This window comes from Pseudofrankia sp. DC12 (genome assembly GCF_000966285.1).
In the GTDB taxonomy this organism is placed as follows: domain Bacteria; phylum Actinomycetota; class Actinomycetes; order Frankiales; family Frankiaceae; genus Pseudofrankia.
The window spans coordinates 2,905,988-2,925,527 of sequence record NZ_KQ031391.1; the positions used below are offsets into that span (position 1 = coordinate 2,905,988).

17 protein-coding genes are annotated in these 19,540 nt (G+C 74.0%); 13 read left to right on the forward strand and 4 right to left on the reverse strand.

The genetic code is table 11. The features are described 5' to 3' along the window. The first annotated feature begins 91 nt into the window (after positions 1-91). The 4 genes from nth to FRADC12_RS11540 are packed head-to-tail and all read left to right on the forward strand — an operon-like array spanning position 92 to position 3,400. Positions 92-862: an endonuclease III gene (nth, locus tag FRADC12_RS11525; RefSeq protein ID WP_084010598.1), complete on the forward strand. Its 771-nt coding sequence runs from the start codon at positions 92-94 to the stop codon at positions 860-862. Next, a complete protein-coding gene (locus FRADC12_RS11530; protein ID WP_045876648.1) occupies positions 859-1,716 on the forward strand; it encodes an NUDIX hydrolase in 858 nt (285 codons plus the stop codon). Before nth ends, FRADC12_RS11530 begins: the two co-directional genes overlap by 4 nt. Next, on the forward strand, positions 1,713-2,177 hold the full coding sequence (locus FRADC12_RS11535) for a cupredoxin domain-containing protein (RefSeq protein WP_232303738.1): 465 nt from the start codon (positions 1,713-1,715) through the stop codon (positions 2,175-2,177). Before FRADC12_RS11530 ends, FRADC12_RS11535 begins: the two co-directional genes overlap by 4 nt. A 41-nt stretch (positions 2,178-2,218) precedes the next feature. After that, positions 2,219-3,400: a MarP family serine protease gene (locus tag FRADC12_RS11540; protein WP_045876649.1), complete on the forward strand. Its 1,182-nt coding sequence runs from the start codon at positions 2,219-2,221 to the stop codon at positions 3,398-3,400. Here FRADC12_RS11540 and FRADC12_RS11545 read toward each other — a convergent pair whose 3' ends face one another. Further along, positions 3,401-4,324 carry an alpha/beta fold hydrolase gene (locus tag FRADC12_RS11545; RefSeq protein WP_045876650.1) on the reverse strand — a complete coding sequence of 308 codons (924 nt, stop codon included), beginning with the start codon at positions 4,322-4,324 and terminating at the stop codon, positions 3,401-3,403. It lies immediately after the preceding gene. 133 nt (positions 4,325-4,457) lie between these two features. Further along, positions 4,458-5,048: a phage holin family protein gene (locus FRADC12_RS11550; protein WP_349305858.1), complete on the reverse strand. Its 591-nt coding sequence runs from the start codon at positions 5,046-5,048 to the stop codon at positions 4,458-4,460. Positions 5,049-5,250: 202 nt separating this feature from the next. Between FRADC12_RS11550 and FRADC12_RS11555 the strand changes: the two genes are divergently transcribed. The 6 genes from FRADC12_RS11555 to FRADC12_RS11580 all read left to right on the forward strand — a co-directional run bounded on the left by FRADC12_RS11555 (position 5,251) and on the right by FRADC12_RS11580 (position 10,786). Next, positions 5,251-6,123, forward strand: a complete 873-nt coding sequence (locus FRADC12_RS11555; protein ID WP_045876651.1) for a Fic family protein — start codon at positions 5,251-5,253, stop codon at positions 6,121-6,123. Between the two features lie 132 nt (positions 6,124-6,255). Then, a complete protein-coding gene (locus FRADC12_RS11560; protein ID WP_052710854.1) occupies positions 6,256-7,524 on the forward strand; it encodes a TadA family conjugal transfer-associated ATPase in 1,269 nt (422 codons plus the stop codon). Continuing rightward, on the forward strand, positions 7,521-9,017 hold the full coding sequence (locus tag FRADC12_RS28345; protein WP_052710855.1) for a type II secretion system F family protein: 1,497 nt from the start codon (positions 7,521-7,523) through the stop codon (positions 9,015-9,017). The genes FRADC12_RS11560 and FRADC12_RS28345 overlap by 4 nt, the downstream gene beginning before the upstream one ends. Positions 9,018-9,261: 244 nt before the next feature. Next, positions 9,262-9,561, forward strand: coding sequence for a DUF4244 domain-containing protein (locus FRADC12_RS28350; protein WP_052710856.1), 300 nt, complete (start codon positions 9,262-9,264; stop codon positions 9,559-9,561). A gap of 2 nt (positions 9,562-9,563) precedes the next feature. Continuing rightward, positions 9,564-10,352 carry a TadE family type IV pilus minor pilin gene (locus tag FRADC12_RS32185; RefSeq protein WP_198152865.1) on the forward strand — a complete coding sequence of 263 codons (789 nt, stop codon included), beginning with the start codon at positions 9,564-9,566 and terminating at the stop codon, positions 10,350-10,352. After that, on the forward strand, positions 10,349-10,786 hold the full coding sequence (locus FRADC12_RS11580; RefSeq protein ID WP_052710857.1) for an Rv3654c family TadE-like protein: 438 nt from the start codon (positions 10,349-10,351) through the stop codon (positions 10,784-10,786). The genes FRADC12_RS32185 and FRADC12_RS11580 overlap by 4 nt, the downstream gene beginning before the upstream one ends. 193 nt (positions 10,787-10,979) lie before the next feature. Here FRADC12_RS11580 and FRADC12_RS11585 read toward each other — a convergent pair whose 3' ends face one another. Continuing rightward, positions 10,980-11,753: a hypothetical protein gene (locus tag FRADC12_RS11585; RefSeq protein ID WP_045876653.1), complete on the reverse strand. Its 774-nt coding sequence runs from the start codon at positions 11,751-11,753 to the stop codon at positions 10,980-10,982. A gap of 252 nt (positions 11,754-12,005) precedes the next feature. Continuing rightward, positions 12,006-14,483 (reverse strand): DEAD/DEAH box helicase, encoded by a 2,478-nt coding sequence (locus FRADC12_RS11590; RefSeq protein WP_045876654.1) that lies wholly within the window; start codon positions 14,481-14,483, stop codon positions 12,006-12,008. A gap of 520 nt (positions 14,484-15,003) precedes the next feature. Between FRADC12_RS11590 and FRADC12_RS11595 the strand changes: the two genes are divergently transcribed. From FRADC12_RS11595 to FRADC12_RS11610, 3 genes are all read left to right on the forward strand, one after another. Next, positions 15,004-15,345 carry an anti-sigma factor antagonist gene (locus FRADC12_RS11595; RefSeq protein WP_045876655.1) on the forward strand — a complete coding sequence of 114 codons (342 nt, stop codon included), beginning with the start codon at positions 15,004-15,006 and terminating at the stop codon, positions 15,343-15,345. Positions 15,346-15,806: 461 nt separating this feature from the next. Further along, the gene (locus tag FRADC12_RS11605; RefSeq protein ID WP_157488810.1) at positions 15,807-16,400 is read left to right on the forward strand and encodes an ATP-binding protein; all 594 of its coding nucleotides are present in this window, start codon (positions 15,807-15,809) and stop codon (positions 16,398-16,400) included. A gap of 685 nt (positions 16,401-17,085) precedes the next feature. Continuing rightward, positions 17,086-19,470 carry a sodium-translocating pyrophosphatase gene (locus FRADC12_RS11610; protein WP_045876657.1) on the forward strand — a complete coding sequence of 795 codons (2,385 nt, stop codon included), beginning with the start codon at positions 17,086-17,088 and terminating at the stop codon, positions 19,468-19,470. Positions 19,471-19,540: the final 70 nt, after the last annotated feature.

Genomic DNA, 19,540 nt, shown 5'->3' on the forward strand with positions numbered 1-19,540 from the left:
TGCCAGCCGGCCGATCCGCCCGGGCTGTCCGGTAGCCGCCCGCGTGCCCCACGTGTCGGGAGCTGTCGGTGCTGAGGAATAGGCTCGGCTCATGCCAGCCCCCGTCGACCCGTCAGCGGAGACGCGGCGGTCGGAGACTGGGCGGTCGGAATCGGCGCTGGCGGAGACACCGCTGGCGCGGACCCGACGGGCCCGCAAGATCGTGCGCGTCCTCGGCGAGGTACACCCGGACGCGCGGATCGCCCTGAACTTCACGACGCCGCTGGAACTGGTCGTCGCGACCGTTCTCTCGGCGCAGTGCACCGACAAGAAGGTCAACGAGGTCACTCCGGCCGTCTTCGCCCGATACCCCGTCGCGGCGGCCTATGCCAGCGCCGACCGGGCCGAGCTGGAGGCACTCCTGCGGCCGACCGGGTTCTACCGGGCAAAAGCCAACTCGGTGATCAGCCTCGGTGCCGCGCTCGTCGACCGGTTCGGCGGGGAGGTCCCGCGCACCCTCGACGAGCTGGTCGCCCTGCCCGGCGTCGGGCGCAAGACCGCCAACGTCGTGCTCGGCCACGCTTTCGACACACCGGGCATCACGGTGGACACGCACGTCGGGCGGCTCGCCCGCCGCTTCGGCCTGACCACCCAGGACGACCCGGTCAAGGTGGAGACCGACCTGGCCGCGCTGATCGAGCGCAGGGACTGGACGATCGCCTCCGACCGCCTGATCTTCCACGGCCGGCGCGTCTGCCATGCCCGGCGGCCGGCCTGTGGGGTGTGCGCCGTCGCGAAGCTGTGCCCCGCGTACGGCACCGGCCCCACGTCCGGGATCGAGGCGGCCAAGCTGGTCCGCGGCGACGTCGAAGCGGCCCGATGACCAGGCCCGGTCGCGGGCCCAGCTCAGGCGAGTGGTCCACGGGCGGGCCGGACGGGCCGCCCGGCTGGCTCACCGAGGTGGTGGCGACGGTCGCCGACGGCGGGTTGTCGTTCCATCCGGAGGACTGGCCGGGCCCGCCCCCGCACGCTCGGCCCGCCGCGGTGCTCATCCTGTTCGGCGCCGGCGAGCGCGGCACCGAGGTGCTACTGCTGGAACGGTCAGCCGGCCTGCGTAAACACGCGGGCCAGCCGGCGTTCCCGGGCGGCGGCGCCGACCCGAGCGACGGTTCGCCGGCCGCGACCGCGCTGCGCGAGGCCCACGAGGAGGTCGGCCTCGACCCGGCCGGCGTCGAGATTCTGGGTACCGGCCCGCCGCTCTACGTATCGCACAGCAACTACCTGGTCACCCCGGTCCTGGCCTGGTGGCGCGTGCCGTCGCGCGTCTTCGCCGTCGACCCCGGCGAGACGTCCGCCGTCGCCAGGGTGCCGGTCACGGAGCTCGTCGACCCGGCGAACCGGGTGCGGCTGAGCCACCCGCGCACGGCGCTGCCAAGCCCCGCGTTCCGGGTCGCCGGCCTGACGGCCACGGTCTGGGGCTTCACCGCCGGCATTCTCGACGAGCTGCTGCGCCTCGCCGGGCTGGAGCGGCCGTGGGGCGAAGGCCCGCCAGTCGAGGACGCGACCGTCAATGCGTCCATCGCCCGGCCGGCGGGCGGGCTGCCCGAGGCGGGCGCCGGCGAGATCGACCCGGCCGACCTGCCGGTGCCGGATCTGGACATCCCCACGCCGGCGGGCGGCCGTGCGGTCGACACCGATCCCGGTGCCGACACCGATGAAGAAGGGTCGGCGGCTTGAGCAGGGCCTGGAACAACGCGCAGGCGGTGGAACCGGCCACCGGCACGCCGGGTGGTGTCCCGTCGGGCCGGCGCGTGGCGCTGGCCGCCGCGGCGGTGCTCGCACTGGGCGCGGGCGCCACCGGCTGCGCGGCCAAGAAACCGGTCGCGCCCAAGGTCGTCGCGATCGAGACACCGACCATGTCGGACGGCGTCCAGGTCTTTCACGTCACCGGCCTGGCCGACCTGCGGTTCGACGTCGGCACCCTGCAGGCGGCGCCCGGCAGGATTCGCGTCGACTTCACGGTCGCGGACGGCTCGGCGTCCCACAACTTCGTCATCCCGAAGATCCCGGCGGCGCGCACCGACATCGTCGGCGCCGGGACGACCAGATCGGTGACGTTCACCGTCACCGAGCCGGGCGACTACCCGGTGATCTGCACGCTGCACCCGAACATGTCCGCCACGCTGCACGTCGGCTGACCCGGCGCGGCACCCGAGGACTCTGGACGACCACGAACTCGATGAATCTCCTCGACGTCATCCTGCTGCTCGTCGCGCTGCTCTTCGCGGCCTCGGGCTACCGCCAGGGCTTCCTGGTGGGTGCGCTGTCCTTCGTCGGCTTCCTCGGCGGCGGCATGATCGGCGCCCAGATCGCCTACCCGTTCGCCCAGCTGATCGGCCAGCGCCAGCACGGCGCGCTGATCGCGCTGGCCGTGGTCGTCGTGCTCGCCTGCCTCGGCCAGGTCGCCGGCACGGCCGCCGGGGTCGCGCTACGCAGCCGGCTCACCTGGCGTCCCGGGGAGACCGTGGACTCGCTCGCCGGAGCGGTGCTGGCTGGGCTGTCGGTGCTGCTGGTCGCCTGGCTGCTGGCGACCGCGGTGGAACGCTCGCCCTACCCGACCGCGGCGCGCGAGGTCCGCGGTTCCGCCGTGCTGACGACGGTCGACGCCGGCATGCCGGGCGCTGTTCGGGACGCGTTCTCCAGCCTGCGCAGGCTGGCCGACGGGAGCGGCTTCCCCGCCGTGTTCTCCGGCATCGGCGGCGGGTCGATCGTCGCGACCGATCCGCCCGACCCGAGGGTCGTGCACGATCAGGACGTGCTCGACGCGTCGGCGAGCGTGCTGAAGGTCCGCGGGATCGCGCCCTCCTGCTCCCGGCAGATCGAGGGCAGCGGCTTCGTCTTCGCTCCCCAGCACGTCATGACAAACGCCCATGTGGTCGCCGGTGTCCGGGAGCCGTCCGTCGAGGCCGGCGGGCGCCAGCTGCCGGCGCGGGTGGTGCTGTTCGACCCGGCCCGCGACATCGCGGTGCTCTACGTACCGGACCTCAACCGGGCTCCGCTGCGGCTGCAGAGTTCTCCCGACGGACACGCCGACGACAGCGCGGTCATCGCCGGCTACCCGGAGGACGGGCCCTACCAGCTCGTCGCGGCCCGGATCCGCGACCGGCAGGCGGCGAGGGCTCCGGACATCTACTCCCGCGGCAGTGTCGTGCGTGACATCTTCGCCCTCCGCGGCACGGTGCTGCCGGGCAACTCCGGCGGCCCGCTGCTGTCGACCACCGGAACCGTCTACGGGATGATCTTCGCGGCCGCCACCGACGACAACGACACCGGGTACGCGCTGACCGCCGACGAGGTCAGCGCGTCGGCACAGGCCTCGGCGAGCGCGACCACCCCCGTCAGCACCAGCGGCTGCCGCTGATCAGGGTGCCGGAGCGCCCAGCCAGCGCAACAGGATGTCGCTGACCTGGTCGGGCGCCTCCTCGGGCAGGAAATGGCCCACACCGGGTAGCAGCTGCCAGCTGTAGGGCCCGCTGACGAAGCGGCCCGAGCCCTGCGCGGTGTCCGGCAGCAGGAACGGGTCGCCACCCCCGTGCAGGTGCAGCACGGGGCAGCTCACCGCCCGGCGCAGCGCCTGGGCGAACCGGGCGCCGTCAGGCCGGAACAGCGAACGGAAGACCCAGCGGTGGTACTCCAGCGAGCTGTGCGCCACCCCCGGAATCCGCATCGCCGCCCGGTAGCGCCGGTCCTCCTCGTCGGTGGGGAAGCCGGGGCCACCCCAGGAGCGCAGGTAACCGCCCACCCGGGCCGCGTCCGCGGCGACCAGCTGCCGCTCCGGACTCCAGGGCAGCTGGAAGCCGAACAGGTGCGCACCGGCGAGGCCCTGCCCGCGCGGGTCGACGGCGTACTCGTGCCGAATCCGCAGCGGGTGGGGCATCCCGAGCACGGCGATCCGGCGGACCTGACGGGGCCAGACGGCCGCCGCCGTCCAGCTGGCGAGCCCACCCCAGTCCTGACCGACGAGGACCGCGTCGCGCTCCCCGAGCGCGCGGATCAACCCGGCGACGTCGTCAGCGAGCGTGAAGGCGTCGTATCCGCGGGGCGGCTTGTCGCTGGCGCCGTAGCCCCGCAGGTCCGGCGCGACGACCCGGTAGCCGGCGGCGGCCAGCGCCACCAACTGGTGGCGCCAAGCCCACCAGAACTGCGGAAATCCATGCAGCAGCAGCACCAACGGCCCCTGGCCCAGCTCGGCCACGTGCAGCCGGGTGCCATTCGCGGACACGTCGCGATGCCGCCACGGCCCATCGATCAGGACGCTGGCGGGATCCGGCGCGGCCTCGTCCATCCCCACGAGAATCGCAGACCGAGCCGGCCGCCGGGCCGGCCGGTAGCCACGGGACGCCCGCCAACCGGCCGCGGACGGCGGTGATCAGCTCAACGTGGCCACGAGCGCCCCGGCCACCGGGCCGCTCGACGGTTCAGGCGCGAGGCTCGACGGCTCCGGGCCGGTCGAACTCGGCGGGCCGGCGGCCGGCCGGCCCGGCGGCCTCCCGGGACTGCGGGATCGGCGCGAAGACCGGCCCACCCGGGCGCGCCGGGCCCGTCGGGCCGGCCGCGGGAGCCGCCTTCGCCGCGGGCCCGCCGCGGGCCTCGCCGGCGCCCGTCGCGTACCGCAACAACGCGACGTCCTCCCGAACCGACGCGACCGTCCGGCGCGGCGGCTGCAACTTGCGCAACCGCAGCGCGGCCAGCAGCGCCAGCACGCCGGCGAGCACCAACAGCAGCCCGGCCGTCAGCAGGAAGGCCCAGAACCGCTCCAGACCCAGCCAGGCGAAGAGCTCACCCACGAAGATCATCAACGCGAGCAGCGCGCCCAGCACCAGGCCGGCCGCGACGCCGAGCAGCCCGATACCGACCGCGGCCGACGCCACCTGGCGTCCCACCTCGGCCTTGGCCAGCTCGATCTCCTGCCGCACGAGCAGCGACACGTCCTTGGTCGCGAGCGCGACCAGCTCACCCAGCGACGCGTCCCGCCCCGGGCGCCGATCCCCTTGTCCGAACACCGCCACAGGTTCCTCCCACATCCCCGCGGTTGTCGGCACCGCGCCCGCCCCCGGGTCCGCCGGCCATCCCGCACGGCCAGACGTCCGTCCCCACGTCGAGTGTGCCGCCAGCGCCGCCCCAGCGCGGCGCGTAGCGATAAGTGAGCCGGTATGTGGCAGCGTCTACACACGGCCGAGCGGCCGGCAGGGCCGGTGTAGCGTCGGCCCGGTGTCGACAGCGCCCAGCACCCAGGCCAGTACCGGGCTCGACCCGTTCGCCCGGGTCGCCGCCCTGCCCGGCGTGGCCGAGGCCGTCACGGCGGCTCGGTCGGCCGTGGACACGCTGTTGCGCCACCGGCTGCTGCGCCGCCAGAGCGCCGAGGTGACAGCCGAGGCGTCGTTGCGCTCCGCCCGGGCCAGCGCCGCGTTGGAAGGCCACGACCTCGGCCTCGAAGGGCTGCGAGCCCGGCTGACCGCCGGCGAGCCGGCGGGCCAGGGCGGGGACGACCTGGCGGTGACGCTGGGCGCGGTGCGGCTGTACGCCGAGCTGGGCAGCCTGAGCACCGCCTGGGAGCGTGCCCCGCGACAGGCCTTGGCCCGCATGCACACCCTGCTCGGGCGGGGGATCATCGCCGACGCCGAGCTCGGCCGGCCTCGGGCCGGGGGCGGCGGAGCGGACCCGCTCGGCCTGGGCGCGCCGCCCGGCCCGGCCGAGCTGTCCGCCCGGTTGGACGGCCTGGTCGGCCTCCTGGTCGAGAAGACGACGGCGCCGGCGATCGTGGTCAGCGCTGTCGTGCACGGCGAGCTCCTCGCGCTGCGGCCGTTCGGGAGCCTGGACGGCATGATCGGCCGGGCCGCCGCCCGACTGGTGCTCATCGGCCGGGGGCTCGACCCCAAGGCCGTCACCGCGGCCGATGTCGGTCACCTGGAGGCCGGTCTTGGCGACGACACCGTCGCCGACTACCGGACGGCGGCGGCCGGGTACGTCCACGGCGGAGCTGACGGCCTGCGAACCTGGCTGCTGCACTGCGCGCGCGCCACCGAGCTCGGCGCCCGCGAGTCCCTCGCCGTCTGCGAGGCGATCAGCCGGGCGGCCTCCTGACAGGTTCCGCGCAACGCGGCCAACCTTCTCTTGTAGCGCATCGAATGCCCTGTGGATGGTCGTCCTCCACAGGGCGCCCTCGGGTGCACGGTAGGCGGGACTCGCCCTCCGGACCGAAGGGACGTGGGTGCCATGCCCCCTGCCCCCACCACCCGTACCGCGCGGGACCCCGGCGTTCTGGCCGCGGACCCGCCCCTGCTCGACGCGGTGCGCGACCGACTGGCTGAGGCCTCGCACCCGCCGACACCCGCGGACGTCGCCCGAGCGCTCGCCCAGGTCGCCGGCCCGTTGCCCGCGGCGGACCAGGAGGCCGCCCGGCGGGCCGTCACCGCCGAACTGCTCGGCGCCGGGCCGTTGGAGGCGCTGCTCTCGGACCCAGGCGTGACGGACGTCCTGGTCAACGGCCCAGCCCTGGTCTGGGTCGACCGCGGGTCCGGTCTGGAGCGCACCGAGGTCCGCTTCACCGGCGAGGAGGCCGTCCGGCGGCTCGCGACCCGGCTTGCTGCCGCCGCCGGCCGGCGCCTCGACGCGGCCGCGCCGTTCGCCGACGCGCGCCTGCCGGACGGCACCAGGCTGCACGCCGTGCTCGCCCCCGTGGCGGCTGATGGGACCTGCCTGTCGCTGCGCCGGCCGCGCCGGGTGCCACTCACCCTCGCCGAGTGCGCCGACGGCCAGGACGCGGCGCTGCCCGGGGTGCTGCGGGCGCTGGTCGCCGGCCGGCTCGCGGTCGTGGTCACCGGCGGCACGGGCACCGGCAAGACGACGCTGCTCGCGGCGCTGCTCGGCTGCGTGCATCCGGCGGAACGCGTCGTCATCGTCGAGGACACCTCCGAGCTGGTGGTGCCGCGAGACAACCTCGTCCGGCTGCAGGGCCGGCCCGCGAACATCGAGGGAGCCGGCGCGATCACCCAGCGGGACCTGGTCCGCCAGGCTCTTCGGATGCGGCCGGACCGGCTGGTCGTCGGCGAGGTCCGGGGCCCGGAGGTGCTCGATCTGCTGGTCGCCTTCAACACGGGTCATGACGGCGGGATGACGACCCTTCACGCGAACGCCGCCGGGGCGCTGCCCGCGCGGATGGAGGCGCTGGGCGCGCTCGCCGGACTCTCCCGAGAGGCGGTGCACAGCCAGTTGGCGGCGGCCGTACAGGTGACCGTGCACCTGCGTCGGGACAACACCGGGCGACGGGCCGTCGCGACCATCGGCGTGCTGCGCCAGGATTCGGACGGCCTGGTGCGGGTCAGGCCAGCGCTGGTCGCGGCGCCCGCGGTCCATCCCGCGGCCGGCCGGGAACCAGGCGGCTCGCCGGGCGCCCTGCTGCCGGCGGACGACCTCGCCGCGCTGCGCGGCCTGCTGCGCGACCGTGGCGTCGTCCTGCCACCTCCGTTCGGGGCACGCCCGTGATCGCCGCGATGCTCGGGGTCGTCGTCCTGGTCACGGCGGTCCGGTCGGTCCGGCGAGCCGCGCGACGCCGACGGTCGGCCGACGACCGCGCCGTCGCCGAGGACCTGCTGGTGGCCTTCGCCGCCGAGCTCGACGCCGGGGCCGAGCCGGCCGCAGCCCTGGGCTCGGCCGTCACGGCGGCCAATGCCGTCGGCACCGCGTCCGACCCGGGGGCCGGTGCGGCGAGCGGCGGCGAGCTGGACGTGGTGGCCGCCGGGCTCGCGGCCGGGACGGACCCGGCTGGGCTGCTGGCGGGCTGCCGGACGCCCGCGCTGCGCCAGCTCGGGATCGCGTTGCGGGTGTGCCGAGCGGGCGGGGCCCGGCTCGCGCCGGTCGCGCGAGCCCTCGCCGGGCAGGCGCAGGGGGATGCTCGGCGGGCCGGTGAGCTCGCCGCCGCGCTCGCCGGGCCACGGTCGTCCGGCCGTCTGGTGGCCGGGCTGCCGGTCGTCGGCCTCGCCTTCGCCGCCCTTCTCGGTGCCGGGCCGATGCACGTCCTGCTGGGCACCTCGGCCGGTTCGGCCTGCCTGGCCGCCGGGGTGCTGCTCGACCTGCTGGGTCTGCGCTGGCTGCGTTGGACCGGCGACCGGGTCGCGCGGCGGGCCGAGCCGCCGGCCGGGCGTGTGGACCGGGACTCCCACGGCCGGGGGCGGCACCCGACTGTGACCCCAGGCGTGTCCTTCCGTCCCGGGCGGGGGGTCGCGGCCGCCAGGCAGCCGCGTCGATCCGTCGCCGACCCCGCCCGGCGCCTGCCCGGCCCGGCTGACCGGCGGATCGTCCGGCCTTTGGTGATGGGCACCGCGGCGGTCCTGTTGGGCGCCGCTGCCGTGACGCTGGTCGGCCACGATCAGCGCGGGTTCGGAGTGATGTTCGCGGCCGGGACGGCCGCCGCGCTGGTCGGAGCGGTGGCGCGCGCCGATCCGGACCGGGCGCGACGGGAGCGGCTCCTGGCCGACCTGCCGCTGGCGCTCGATCTCGTCGCGGCCTGTCTCGTGGCGGGCGCGACCGTGCCAGCGGCGCTGGAGGCGACCGCGGACGGGGTCGGCGGGCCGCTGGGCACCGAGCTGCGGGCGACCGCGCGGGGGCTGCGGCTCGGCGCGCCGGCCGGCCAGGCGACCGCCCGGATGATGGCTGCCGGGCAGGCGCCGGCCGGGCTGCTCACACAGGCCTCGCGTCGCGTCACCGGCCATCGCGCGGCGGGCCGTGGGCATCCGCTCTGGGCGGCCGCGCAGGCGCTTGGCCGGGTGGAGACCAGCGGCGCCCGGCTTGCCGAGGCGCTCACCAATATCGCCGCCCGGGCCCGCGCGCAAGCCCACGACGAGGCGATCGGCGCGGCCCGTCGTGCCGGCGTCGCGGCCGTCGCCCCACTGGGCCTGTGCTTCCTGCCGGCGTTCCTGCTGCTCGGTGTGGTCCCGACGATTCTCGGCTCGTTTCACGGGCTGTGGCCGGCCTCGTGAGGACCGCCGGGCCCCCGGTTGGTTCGCCCTGGGCTCAGCCCGAGGGGCAGTCGTGGGCCAGTCTCCGCTCCGTCGCCGCGGCCCCAAGTGCGGCTGTGGACGGGCGCGCGTTCTCCACAGACGATCCCGCCGGCCTGGCGCGACGGGTCGCGTCCCGACACGCTCTCCCTGCTCAGCGGGTCCGCATCTCAGCCGGCGACGCGGTGGCCAGGTAGCTGCCGCCCGGATCACGGAGGTCTCAGCAATGTCCCTGCTGCCGACGGTCATCTCGTTCGCCGCGATGGTGGCGGGCTGCGCGCTCTTGGCCCACGGGCTCGCGCGACACCCGACAGAGCATCGATGCGCGTCCTGGGAAGTGCCCAGCCAACCGCCTTGGACGGACCGGGGCCGGCGCCGCGACGCGGGTATGTCGACCGCCGAGTACGCCGTCGGCACCGTCGCCGCGGTGGCGTTCGCGGGAGTGCTCTACGCGGTCGTCCGCAGCTCGGCGACCCACGACCTGATGATGTCGGTGGTCCGCCGCGCCCTCACGCTTCCCTTCTGACCGTGAAGCGGACTCGCGGCGCGCCCGCGGCACCGCCGGATCGCCGGTTCATCCCGCCAGACAGCGCGCCTCAGGCGCGCGCCCGCGGGGCCTGGCGGCCCGACCGGGGTCAGGCCACCGCCGAGCTGGCCCTCGGCCTGCCGACGCTGGGCGCGGTCGTCGTCCTGGCCTTGTGGCTGCTCGCCGCGGTCGGTGCACAGGCGCGCCTGGACGAGGCGGCAAGGATCGGAGCCCGGGCCGCCGCCCGCGGCGACGACGACGGCCAGGTCACCAGGTGGGTCCGCGACGCGGCGCCGGCCGGCGCGACAGTCGAGATCGCCCGACGGGACGACCAGGTGGCGGTGACGGTGCGCTACCGGATCGTCGCGGCCGGCCCGCTCGTGACGCCCCTCGCGCTTACCGCGACAGCGACAGCTCCGTCCGAACTTGCGATCACGAACGCGGCGTCGGCCGAAGTGGTCGATCCAGTCGGGGGCGACGCCGCGTCTCCCAGCGTGCCGCCTCCTTCGGGCAGGGGCACCCGGCCCCCGCTGACGACCGTCCGCCCCAGCGGCGTCCCTGACGGCGCCAGTGGCGTCCCCGCCGGCCTCACGCCGCAGCCAACCGGTGTGCCGTCGGCGGGCCCGGCAGCAGGTCCTGGCCGAAGCCCCGCTGGCGCGGCTTCCGCGGCGAGCAGACCGCCACCGACAGCGTCCGGGCCATCCGCGGTTCAGCAGGCCACGAGCGCAGCTGGCGACCCGAGCCCGAGCACGGGCTTACCGAACAGCGAGAACAGCGAGAACAACGGGTGAGCGCGCCCGGCAAGCCAGAGCCAGAGCGAAGGCGACAGCCTCGGCCACCGCGGTGCCGGAGCCGCGATCGTGGCTCGGCAACGGTGCTGTTGCTCGGCTGGCTGCTCGTCGTGGCAACGGTGGGCGCGATCCTGCTCGCCGTCAGTGCGGTGACCATAGCCCGACGGCAGGCGGCCACCGGCGCGGACCTCGCGGCGCTGGCCGGGGCTATGGACCGCACTGGCGACCCGGCCGCCGCCTGCGCGCACGCCCAAACGTTCGCGGCCCGCAACCGCACGGACCTGCTCACCTGCCGAACCGAGGGCGGCACCGTCGAGGTAGTCGCGGCGGCACGGCTGCCACCGGTATTGCGGGCGCTCGGCCCGCTCGCTGCCACCGCGCGGGCAGGACCGTGGATCGGCGCAGCCCAACGGCCCACGGCCGGACCGGGCTAACGGTCTCGGCCGTGGGCCGTCCTGGACGAGCGGTCGGCTGGCGACGTTCTGGCTAGCCCGTTGGCCAGCGCGTGGCGCGGCGTGCACCTGGTCGTAGCGAGGTCCGGAAGGTCGGAGTCACCTGACGATCGGAGGCACCTGCGGAGCAATCTCACTAGCGGGGCGTGACTCGTGCGATCTCAGCCGGAAGACCTCACTCGCAGACGGTGTCCTGGCCAACGGTGTCCTGGCCAACGGTGTCCTGGCCAACGGTGTCCTGGCCAACGGTGTCGCTCGCGCTGCGGGCGCGGGCCACCACCCGGTCCTTCGGGCGGTCCGTCGGGTAGACCGCGGCCGCGCCGGTCCTGCTCGAGGACTGCGCGGGCACCGCGTCGCCACGATCGGTGACCACCACACCGTCGGAGCCGGCTGGCTTGCCGACCGCCCCGCGGAACCGCCGGAAGGGCATCGTCCCCGTCGCCGAGTCATCCGAGACGGCCACCGGCGCCGGGCCGGCGGCCGAGGCCCCGGTCGCGGTGCCCGCTGACGCCGCGCGACCGGATCCGACCAACGTGCCGTCCGTCGAGCGGCGGCCGGACCGCGGCCGGGCCGGAGCCGTCGGCTGCGCGGCCGGCGCCACCGGAGCCGGCGCCGGCGAGGTCGGAGCCTGCGCGGTCGGAGCCAGCGAAGTCGGGGCGGTCGCCTGCGGGACGGTCGACCCAGCCGAGCGTGAGACGGCGGCGAGCTCGCGCCGCTGGACCCGCAGGACCTTGCGACGACGGCCACCGCGGACGAGTCCACTGAGCATCAGCTGAAGAGCGATCACGGTGAGCACACCGGTGAGCAGCCCGAACACGAACAGTCGCCAGTTGTCGAATGCAAACTCGTGACCGAAGAGCGCGACCTGCGTCACGTCGTTGCTCTCCAGCACGATGTCGGCGGTGAGCCCGCCCGCGATGACGAGCAGCACCACGCCAAGGGTGAACACCGTGACCTCCAGATCCCCCGACTAGTCGGATTTCCTCGTGGGCGTCGGGCCAGGGCGAGGGCGTCGGCCGCCCGAGGCCTGCTCCGTCGATCCGCTACCACGGACCGGCGGAGCCCCTAGTGATCGGACGAGCACCCTTGCCGGGCGCTCCGCCGCCGGCCGAGCGAGCCCGGCGACGGGCTAGATCACCCCCGACGATCGCGAAGTACCCACCTGGCGCGCACATACCCGCCTCGGACACAACGGGTTCCGTCAGGTCGAGCGGAGCCGGTCCAGAACGGTGTCGAGCAGGCGGACGGCCGCCGCCTTGTCCAGGGGATCATTGCCGTTGCCGCACTTGGGCGATTGGACGCAGGACGGGCAGCCCGCCGGGCACTCACAGGCGACGACCGCGTCCCTGGTCGCGGTCAGCCAGGGCCCGAACCGGCCGAACCCACGCTCCGCGAAGCCGGCGCCGCCGGGGTGCCCGTCGTAGACGAAGATCGTCGTCTGACCGGTGTCCGGATGCAGCGCGGTCGAGACACCGCCGATGTCCCACCGGTCACAGGTCGCGAACAGCGGCAGCAGGCCGATCGCGGCGTGTTCGGCGGCGTGCACCGCGCCGGGCACGTCCTCCGGCTCGATCGCCGCGTGCTCCAGCAGCCGGTCCGAAACCGCGTACCAGACGCCGCGGGTGCGCAGGTGGCGCGGCGGCAGGGCGAGCGGCACGTCGCCGAGGACCTCGCCGGTGGTGATCAGTCGCCGCTGGTAGCCGACCACCTGGCTGGTCACCTCGACGGTGCCGAAGTACACGGTCAGGTCGTCGTCCACCGGCCGGGCGCGACTGGACTCGACGATCCGGATGTCGGTGTGGTCACGGGCGGTCGTCGTCCAGTCCGTCGCCGCCCGGACGACGAACGCGACCGACTCGTCGAGATCGAGATCGTCGACGACGAAGCTCACACCCTGATGCAGGTAGACCGCGCCGGAATGAACGGTGGAGTGCGAGGTGGCCGCGTCGACGGTTCCCAGCAGGCGGCCCGTGTCGGCCTCGACGATCCGTACCGGCGGTCCACCGACCCCCCGGATGTCGACGTCCGGGCGCGACCGCTGCGTCCAGTACCAGCCGTTCGGGCGCCGCCGCAGCCGGCCGCGGCGGACCAGGTCGTCGAGCACCGCTCTGGCCGACGGGCCGAACAGAGCCAGATCGGCCTCGGTGACGGGCAGTTCCGCCGCCGCGCACTCCAGCTGGGGGCCGAGCACATAGGGGTTGTCCGGGTCGAAGACCGACGCCTCGACCGGCCGGCCGAACACCGCCTCGGGGTGGTGCACCAGGTAGGTGTCGAGCGGGTCATCCCGGGCGACCAGCACCGCCAGCGCGCCCTGGCCCGCCCGCCCGGCCCGCCCGGCCTGCTGCCACAGCGAGGCCAGCGTGCCCGGGTAGCCAGCGATCACCGTCGCGTCCAGCCCGCTGATGTCGACGCCGAGCTCCAGCGCGGACGTCGAGGCGACCCCGAGCAGGTCGCCGGAGCGCAGCCTGGCCTCCAGCTCGCGCCGCTCCTCGGCCAGGTAGCCGGCCCGGTACGCGGCGACGTGCTCGCCCAGCTCGGGCGCCACCAGGCCGAGCGCCCGGCGAGCCGAGTTGGCGACCACCTCGGCGGCCCGGCGGGAGCGGACGAAGACCAGGGTGCGCACCCCGTCGACGACCAGGTCCACCAGCAGGTCTGCCGCCTCCGCTGTCGCCGACCGCCGCACCGGCGCACCGTTCTCCCCGACGCCCGGCCCCTGGACGCCGCCCGGCCCCTGACCGTCACTCGGCCCCTCCGAGCTCCCGGGGCCCTCGGCGCCGGGTGGAGCCGGCGGCCGGCCTGCCACCCCGGCGGGCTGGTCTCGGGGCGCGGTGAGGAAGAGGGGCGGCTCGTAGAGGACGAAGTCGGTCGCGCCGCGCGGCGAGCCGTCCTCGTCGACCACCTCGACGTCGACTCCGGTCAGCCGACCGGCCGCGACGCCCGGGTCGGCGACGGTCGCCGAGGCGAGCACGAAGACCGGGTCAGCCCCGTAGCGTGCGCAGATCCGGCGTAGTCGGCGCAGCACCTGCGCGACGTGCGCGCCGAACACCCCGCGATAGCCGTGGCACTCGTCGACGACGACGAAACGCAGGCCCCGCAGGAACGGGCCGAACCTGCGGTGTCCCGGCAGGATGCCCCGATGCAGCATGTCCGGGTTCGTCAGCACGAGGTTCGCGTGCGCGCGCACCCACTCGCGCTCGGCGGCCGGCGTGTCGCCGTCGTAGCTGGCGGCGCGGACGGCGGTCAGCGTGAGCGCGCGGACCGCGCGCAGCTGGTCGTGAGCGAGGGCCTTGGTGGGCGCCAGGTACAGAGCCCGTGCGCCGGGATCCGCGAGCAGCGCGCTGAGCACGGGAAGCAGATACCCGAGCGACTTGCCGGACGCCGTGCCGGTCGACAGCACGACGCTGCGGCCGGTGTGCGCGGTCGTCGCCGCCGCCGCCTGGTGGCTCCAGGGCGCCGTCACGCCGGCAGCCCTCAGCCGGCTCAGCAGCAGCGGGTCGACCCAGCCCGGCCAGTCCACCGGGGACCCGGGCCGGGCCGGGACTCGTTCGACGTGGGTGACGCAGCGGTCGCGCCGACGATCCGCCCGCAGCCGGGAAAGGATCTCGGAGCCCCGGTCGGTCCCCACCGTCGGAATCACCCGAGTCAGGATAGTGCGCACCCGCTCAGGACAGGGCGGCATAGTGGGCGAGACGCGGATCAGGCGAAGGCCGCCTCGGACACGGCAGGTGGGCGCTCTCGCGCGGCGGCCGGGATCCGGGCAGTACGGCCAACACACGCCCCGCGTCCCAAGAGGTCCCGACGGACCACGCGGACGCGGCAGTCTCCCGGACAACCAGCGCTCATCCGACATATCCCACAGAACCGGCCCGGAAAGACGTCAGGCCGCGACTGTGGAAGCCACCGCGGTGTCTTCTGACAATCGAACGAAGCTCGGTCACCGTCGGTCGCACCCGAAGCCGCAAGATCCGGCGTAGATTTCCGTTGGCGTCGGTACGCGTCAGGTCCGGCGCGCGGGGTCATCCCGGCGCGGCGGCACCGGCTGGTCGTGCCCGAGCCAGACGGATTGATCCTCCGTGTGGCCGGGTAATGGCGCCTGAAACCGGGCCCACCGGGCCCGGCCACCGCGCAGCCCGACGACCGCCAGACGCTCCCTGATGCCGCAGCACCGCCGACGACGCAACACCCCCAGGAGGACCCCCGTGGACCTGTCCCTCACGACCCGTCAGGAAGGCGACCACACGGTCGTCGTCGTGGGCGGCGAGATCGACGTCTACACCGCGCCGAAGCTGCGCGAGCAGCTCATCGACCTGGTCTCCGCCGGCTCCTACCACCTGGTCGTCGACATGGAGGGCGTCGAGTTCCTCGACTCCACCGGCCTCGGCGTCCTGGTCGGGGGCCTGAAGCGAGTCCGCGCGCACGACGGCTCGCTGCGCCTCGTGTGCACGCAGGAGCGCATCCTCAAGATCTTCCGGATCACCGGCCTGACCAAGGTCTTCCCGATCCACGCCTCCGTCGAGGAAGCACTCACCGCCACTGACTGAGCAGCAGCGCCGGATGGACCGTGCCAACGCCGCCGACCCGTCGGTACGGCTGAGCGCTCGCACGGACCGCTTCGCCGGGCCGGCCGGTCAGGCTGCCTCGGACGCCGTCCCCGCCGGCCCGGACCGGAGCCGGCGGGGACACGATGCCCCGCTTCGTCCGCCTGTGCACCCGGATGCGTCGAGGTCGCCGCGAGCGGCCAGCCGGCTGCCGAGCGGTCTCGACACCACGTTGGCCGCCAGGACGGACCCCACCTGCGGCTTTCGGCCGCGGCCCACCCCCGGGTCGCTACCAACGGTGATCAAATAGTCGAGCCCCGCAACCAGGGAAGTCCGCGAAACAGGACAAGCACCACCTCGAACGACAAGAATGTGCCCCTGGCCGGGGACCCGCCGATCTGCGCCCCGGACCCGTTGCGGGCGGCCTCGTGTCGCCGGAGAAGCAGATCGGTGGGAGGCGCCGCATGTCCACCGTCGACACATCCACCGTCGACACACCCAGTCTCGGCATGTCCACCGTCGAGTTGCGGCTCCCCGCCCTTCCGGGACATGTCCGCACCGCCCGCATGGTCGCCTCGGCGGTCGCCCGGCGGTCCCTGGTGCCGGCGGACGCCCTTGACGAGATCAGGTTCGCGGTAGGCGAGGCCTGCCTGCGAGCGGTGAACGTGAACCGCCTGCGGGCTCCCGAGGACCCCGTCGTCGTCAGGATGACCGGCGCTGACGGCGTGTTCACGGTCTCGGTCACCGACGCCGGCGAGCCGGGCGACGACGCCGCTCCTGGCCCCGACGGCGGGCCGCTCGGCCTGCCCGCGCTGTTCGGCGTCGCCGGGTACGGCACCCAGACCGCCGCGGACGGCCCCGGCGCCGAGTACCTGCCCGGCGACGCGGACCCGGCAGGCGCCGGATCGGCGCTGCCGCCAGGCATCGGGCTGGCCCTCATTGAGGGGCTCGTCGACGACGTGGAGGTCCGCCGCCGCCCGGACGGCATCGGCACGGTCGTCACGATGACCTGGGATATCGGCTCCCTCATCGACGGCGGCCTGGTGACGGTCCGCTGAGGTAGCCCAGCCGCCCACGCCGGATCCGGCGTGGGCGGACCCGGACCGGGCCGCGACGGACCGTGGTCCGGGGCTGTCGCGATCGGGATTTTTCGGCGACAGCCGGGTGACATTTGCGGAAGATCCGCCTGCTGACCTCTGGCTTTTCGGCCCGGTTTGCGCTGCGCGTCCGGGGAAAGCCGCTCACCACATGGTCGCTACGTACCCGCAGGTAGGGCCGCAGTTGGCCAAACATGTCACGGGGCGGGAGGCTCAAAAACGAGCGCACGCCGCAGAGGTGTGGATAGACTCCGCCGCATCTCACGGACGGTCTCAACGGGCCGACCGTGACCCCGTTGGTGCTCCCGGTGGAGTTTGCGGTGGAGGTGGGGACGCAGGAGCTTCCGCTAGGAACGGCCACGCAGACGCCGGCCCGGTCGGTTCACCGCGGTGCCCTGTCACAGGGCACCGCGACACCATTCCGGGATGCCCGCGGAATCGGTTGCAGCCGGTCCCGCCCGGCGATGTCGCCTGCGCGCCGCCACCCGCGGAAACCGCGAGTCCACAACATCCCCGAGTAGCCACCCACGACGTCGTCCGATGCGACGCCGTGCTGTGACCGTCGGATGCGCGTGCCTCGTCGAGCGATGACGGGGTACGCGCTGCCGATCAGGCAGGGGACAAAAAGTGCAGACCGGGAGGAACCATGCCCCCGATCCAGGCCGCGGAGTCACCCGCGGGCACTGGGATCGACCTTACTGGCGGGCAACTGGGATTGGTCGCCGGTGTGGCGCTCATCGCAGCGTTGGCCCTGCTGGTGGCCGGTTATCTGGTCCGCGAAGTGCTCGCGGCAAGCCAGGGCGGCCCCAAGATGATCGAGGTAGGAAAGGCCGTCCAGGAGGGTGCCGCGGCCTACCTCAGCCGACAGTTCAAAACCCTGGCCGCGTTCGTCGTCGTCATCCCGTTCGTGCTGCTGGCCCTGCCGGCCGACGACCTGGGCGCCCGGATCGGACGGTCGGCGTTCTTCGTCGTGGGTGCGGTGTTCTCCGCGCTCGTCGGCTTCGTCGGCATGTCGCTGGCGACCAGGGCGAACACCAGGACAGCGGCGGCCGCCAATGAGCGCGGTGAGAAGGCCGCGCTCCGGCTGGCCTTCCGCACCGGCGGCGTCGTCGGCATGTTCACCGTCGGCCTCGGCCTGCTCGGTGCCGCGGTGGTGGTGCTGATCTTCAAGCACACCGCGCCGCAGGTGCTGGAAGGCTTCGGCTTCGGCGCCGCGCTGCTCGCGATGTTCATGCGGGTCGGCGGCGGCATCTTCACCAAGGCCGCGGACGTCGGCGCCGACCTGGTCGGCAAGGTGGAGAAGGGAATCCCCGAGGACGACCCGCGCAACGCGGCGACGATCGCGGACAACGTCGGCGACAACGTCGGCGACTGCGCCGGCATGGCGGCCGACCTCTTCGAGTCGTACGCGGTCACCCTGGTGGCCGCGCTCATTCTCGGGATCAAGGCCTTCGGCTCGCACGGCCTGGTGTTCCCGCTGTTGATCCCCGCGATCGGCGTCATCACCGCCGTCATCGGTATCTTCGCGGTCGCCCCGCGGTCCGGCGACCGGGACGGGATGGCGGCGATCAACCGCGGGTTCTTCATCTCGGCCGTCATTTCCGCGATCGGCGTCGTGGCGGTCGCGCTCGTCTACCTGCCGGGCAGCTTCAAGGGATTCCACGACCTGACCGGCGGCATCCCGCAGGGCGACCCGCAGGTCATCGCCATCAGCGCCTGCCTCATCGGAATCGTGCTCGCGGCGGCGATCCAGCTGCTCACCGGCTACTTCACCGAGACGAAGCGCAAGCCGGTCCGCAGCGTGGTGGACGCGTCCACCACCGGTCCGGCCACCAACATCCTGGCCGGCATCGGTGTCGGCCTGGAATCGGCGGTCTACTCGACGGTCCTGATCAGCGCGGCGGTGTTCGGCGCATACCTGCTCGGCTCCGGCAGCATCACTGTGGCGCTTTTCGCCGTCGCGATGGCCGGCACCGGCCTGCTGACCACCGTCGGCGTCATCATCTCGATGGACACCTTCGGCCCGGTCAGCGACAACGCGCAGGGCATCGCCGAGATGTCCGGCGAGGTCACCGAGGAGGGGGCGACAATCCTCACCTCGCTCGACGCGGTCGGGAACACCACGAAGGCCATCACCAAGGGCATCGCGATCGCCACCGCGGTGTTCGCCGCGACGGCGCTGTTCGGCTCGTTCACCGACACCATCACCGAGGCTCTCGCCAAGGCGGGCGTCGCCCCGAGCACCACGCGCGGAACCATCGGCGGCCTCAACGTCGCCTACCCGGACGCGCTGGTCGGCCTGATCCTCGGCGCCGCCGTCGTGTTCCTGTTCTCCGGCCTGGCGATCAACGCCGTCGGCCGGGCCGCCGGGCGGGTCGTCTGGGAGGTCCGCAAGCAGTTCCAGGACCACCCGGGGATCATGGAAGGAACCGAGAAGCCCGATTACGGCGCGGTTGTCGACATCTGCACCCGCGACTCGCTGCGGGAGCTGGTGACACCCGGCACCCTCGCCGTGATGGCGCCGATCGCGGTCGGCTTCGGCCTCGGCTACCCGCCCCTGGGCAGCTATCTCGCCGGCGCGATCGCCGGCGGCGTGCTCATGGCCGTCTTCCTCGCGAACTCGGGCGGTGCCTGGGACAACGCGAAGAAGCTGGTCGAGGACGGCATGCACGGTGGGAAGGGCTCCGACGTCCATGCGGCCACGGTCATCGGCGACACCGTCGGCGACCCGTTCAAGGACACGGCCGGCCCGGCGATCAACCCGTTGATCAAGGTGATGAACCTGGTCAGCCTGCTGATCGCGCCAACGGTGGTCAAGTTCTCCGTCGGTGCGGACAAGAACACATGGCTGCGGGTCCTCATCGCCCTCGTGGCGCTCGCCGTGATCGCGACGGTGATCACCATCTCGAAGCGGCGCGGCTCGGCTCTCGACGCCACGCCTGGGAACAGCGGGACGGCGGTCTCGTCGAACGTCGTCGTGGCGACGGCGGCCGGCCAGCCCGCGACCGCTCCCGACCAGGTGAACGTCTGACGAGATGGTGACGGGCCGGCGGTCCTGACCGCCGCCACGCCACATCGACATACAACGACCACCCGTCACC

Bases quoted from the DNA above. Each gene is read 5' to 3' on its own strand.
- nth (WP_084010598.1), top strand. From the start codon at position 92: ATGCCAGCCCCCGTCGACCCGTCAGCGGAGACGCGGCGGTCGGAGACT.
- FRADC12_RS11530 (WP_045876648.1), top strand. From the start codon at position 859: ATGACCAGGCCCGGTCGCGGGCCCAGCTCAGGCGAGTGGTCCACGGGC.
- FRADC12_RS11540 (WP_045876649.1), top strand. From the start codon at position 2,219: ATGAATCTCCTCGACGTCATCCTGCTGCTCGTCGCGCTGCTCTTCGCG.
- FRADC12_RS11545 (WP_045876650.1), bottom strand. From the start codon at position 4,324: ATGGACGAGGCCGCGCCGGATCCCGCCAGCGTCCTGATCGATGGGCCG.
- FRADC12_RS11560 (WP_052710854.1), top strand. From the start codon at position 6,256: ATGCCCCCTGCCCCCACCACCCGTACCGCGCGGGACCCCGGCGTTCTG.
- FRADC12_RS28350 (WP_052710856.1), top strand. From the start codon at position 9,262: ATGTCCCTGCTGCCGACGGTCATCTCGTTCGCCGCGATGGTGGCGGGC.
- FRADC12_RS11590 (WP_045876654.1), bottom strand. From the start codon at position 14,483: ATGCCGCCCTGTCCTGAGCGGGTGCGCACTATCCTGACTCGGGTGATT.
- FRADC12_RS11605 (WP_157488810.1), top strand. From the start codon at position 15,807: ATGTCCACCGTCGACACATCCACCGTCGACACACCCAGTCTCGGCATG.
- FRADC12_RS11610 (WP_045876657.1), top strand. From the start codon at position 17,086: ATGCCCCCGATCCAGGCCGCGGAGTCACCCGCGGGCACTGGGATCGAC.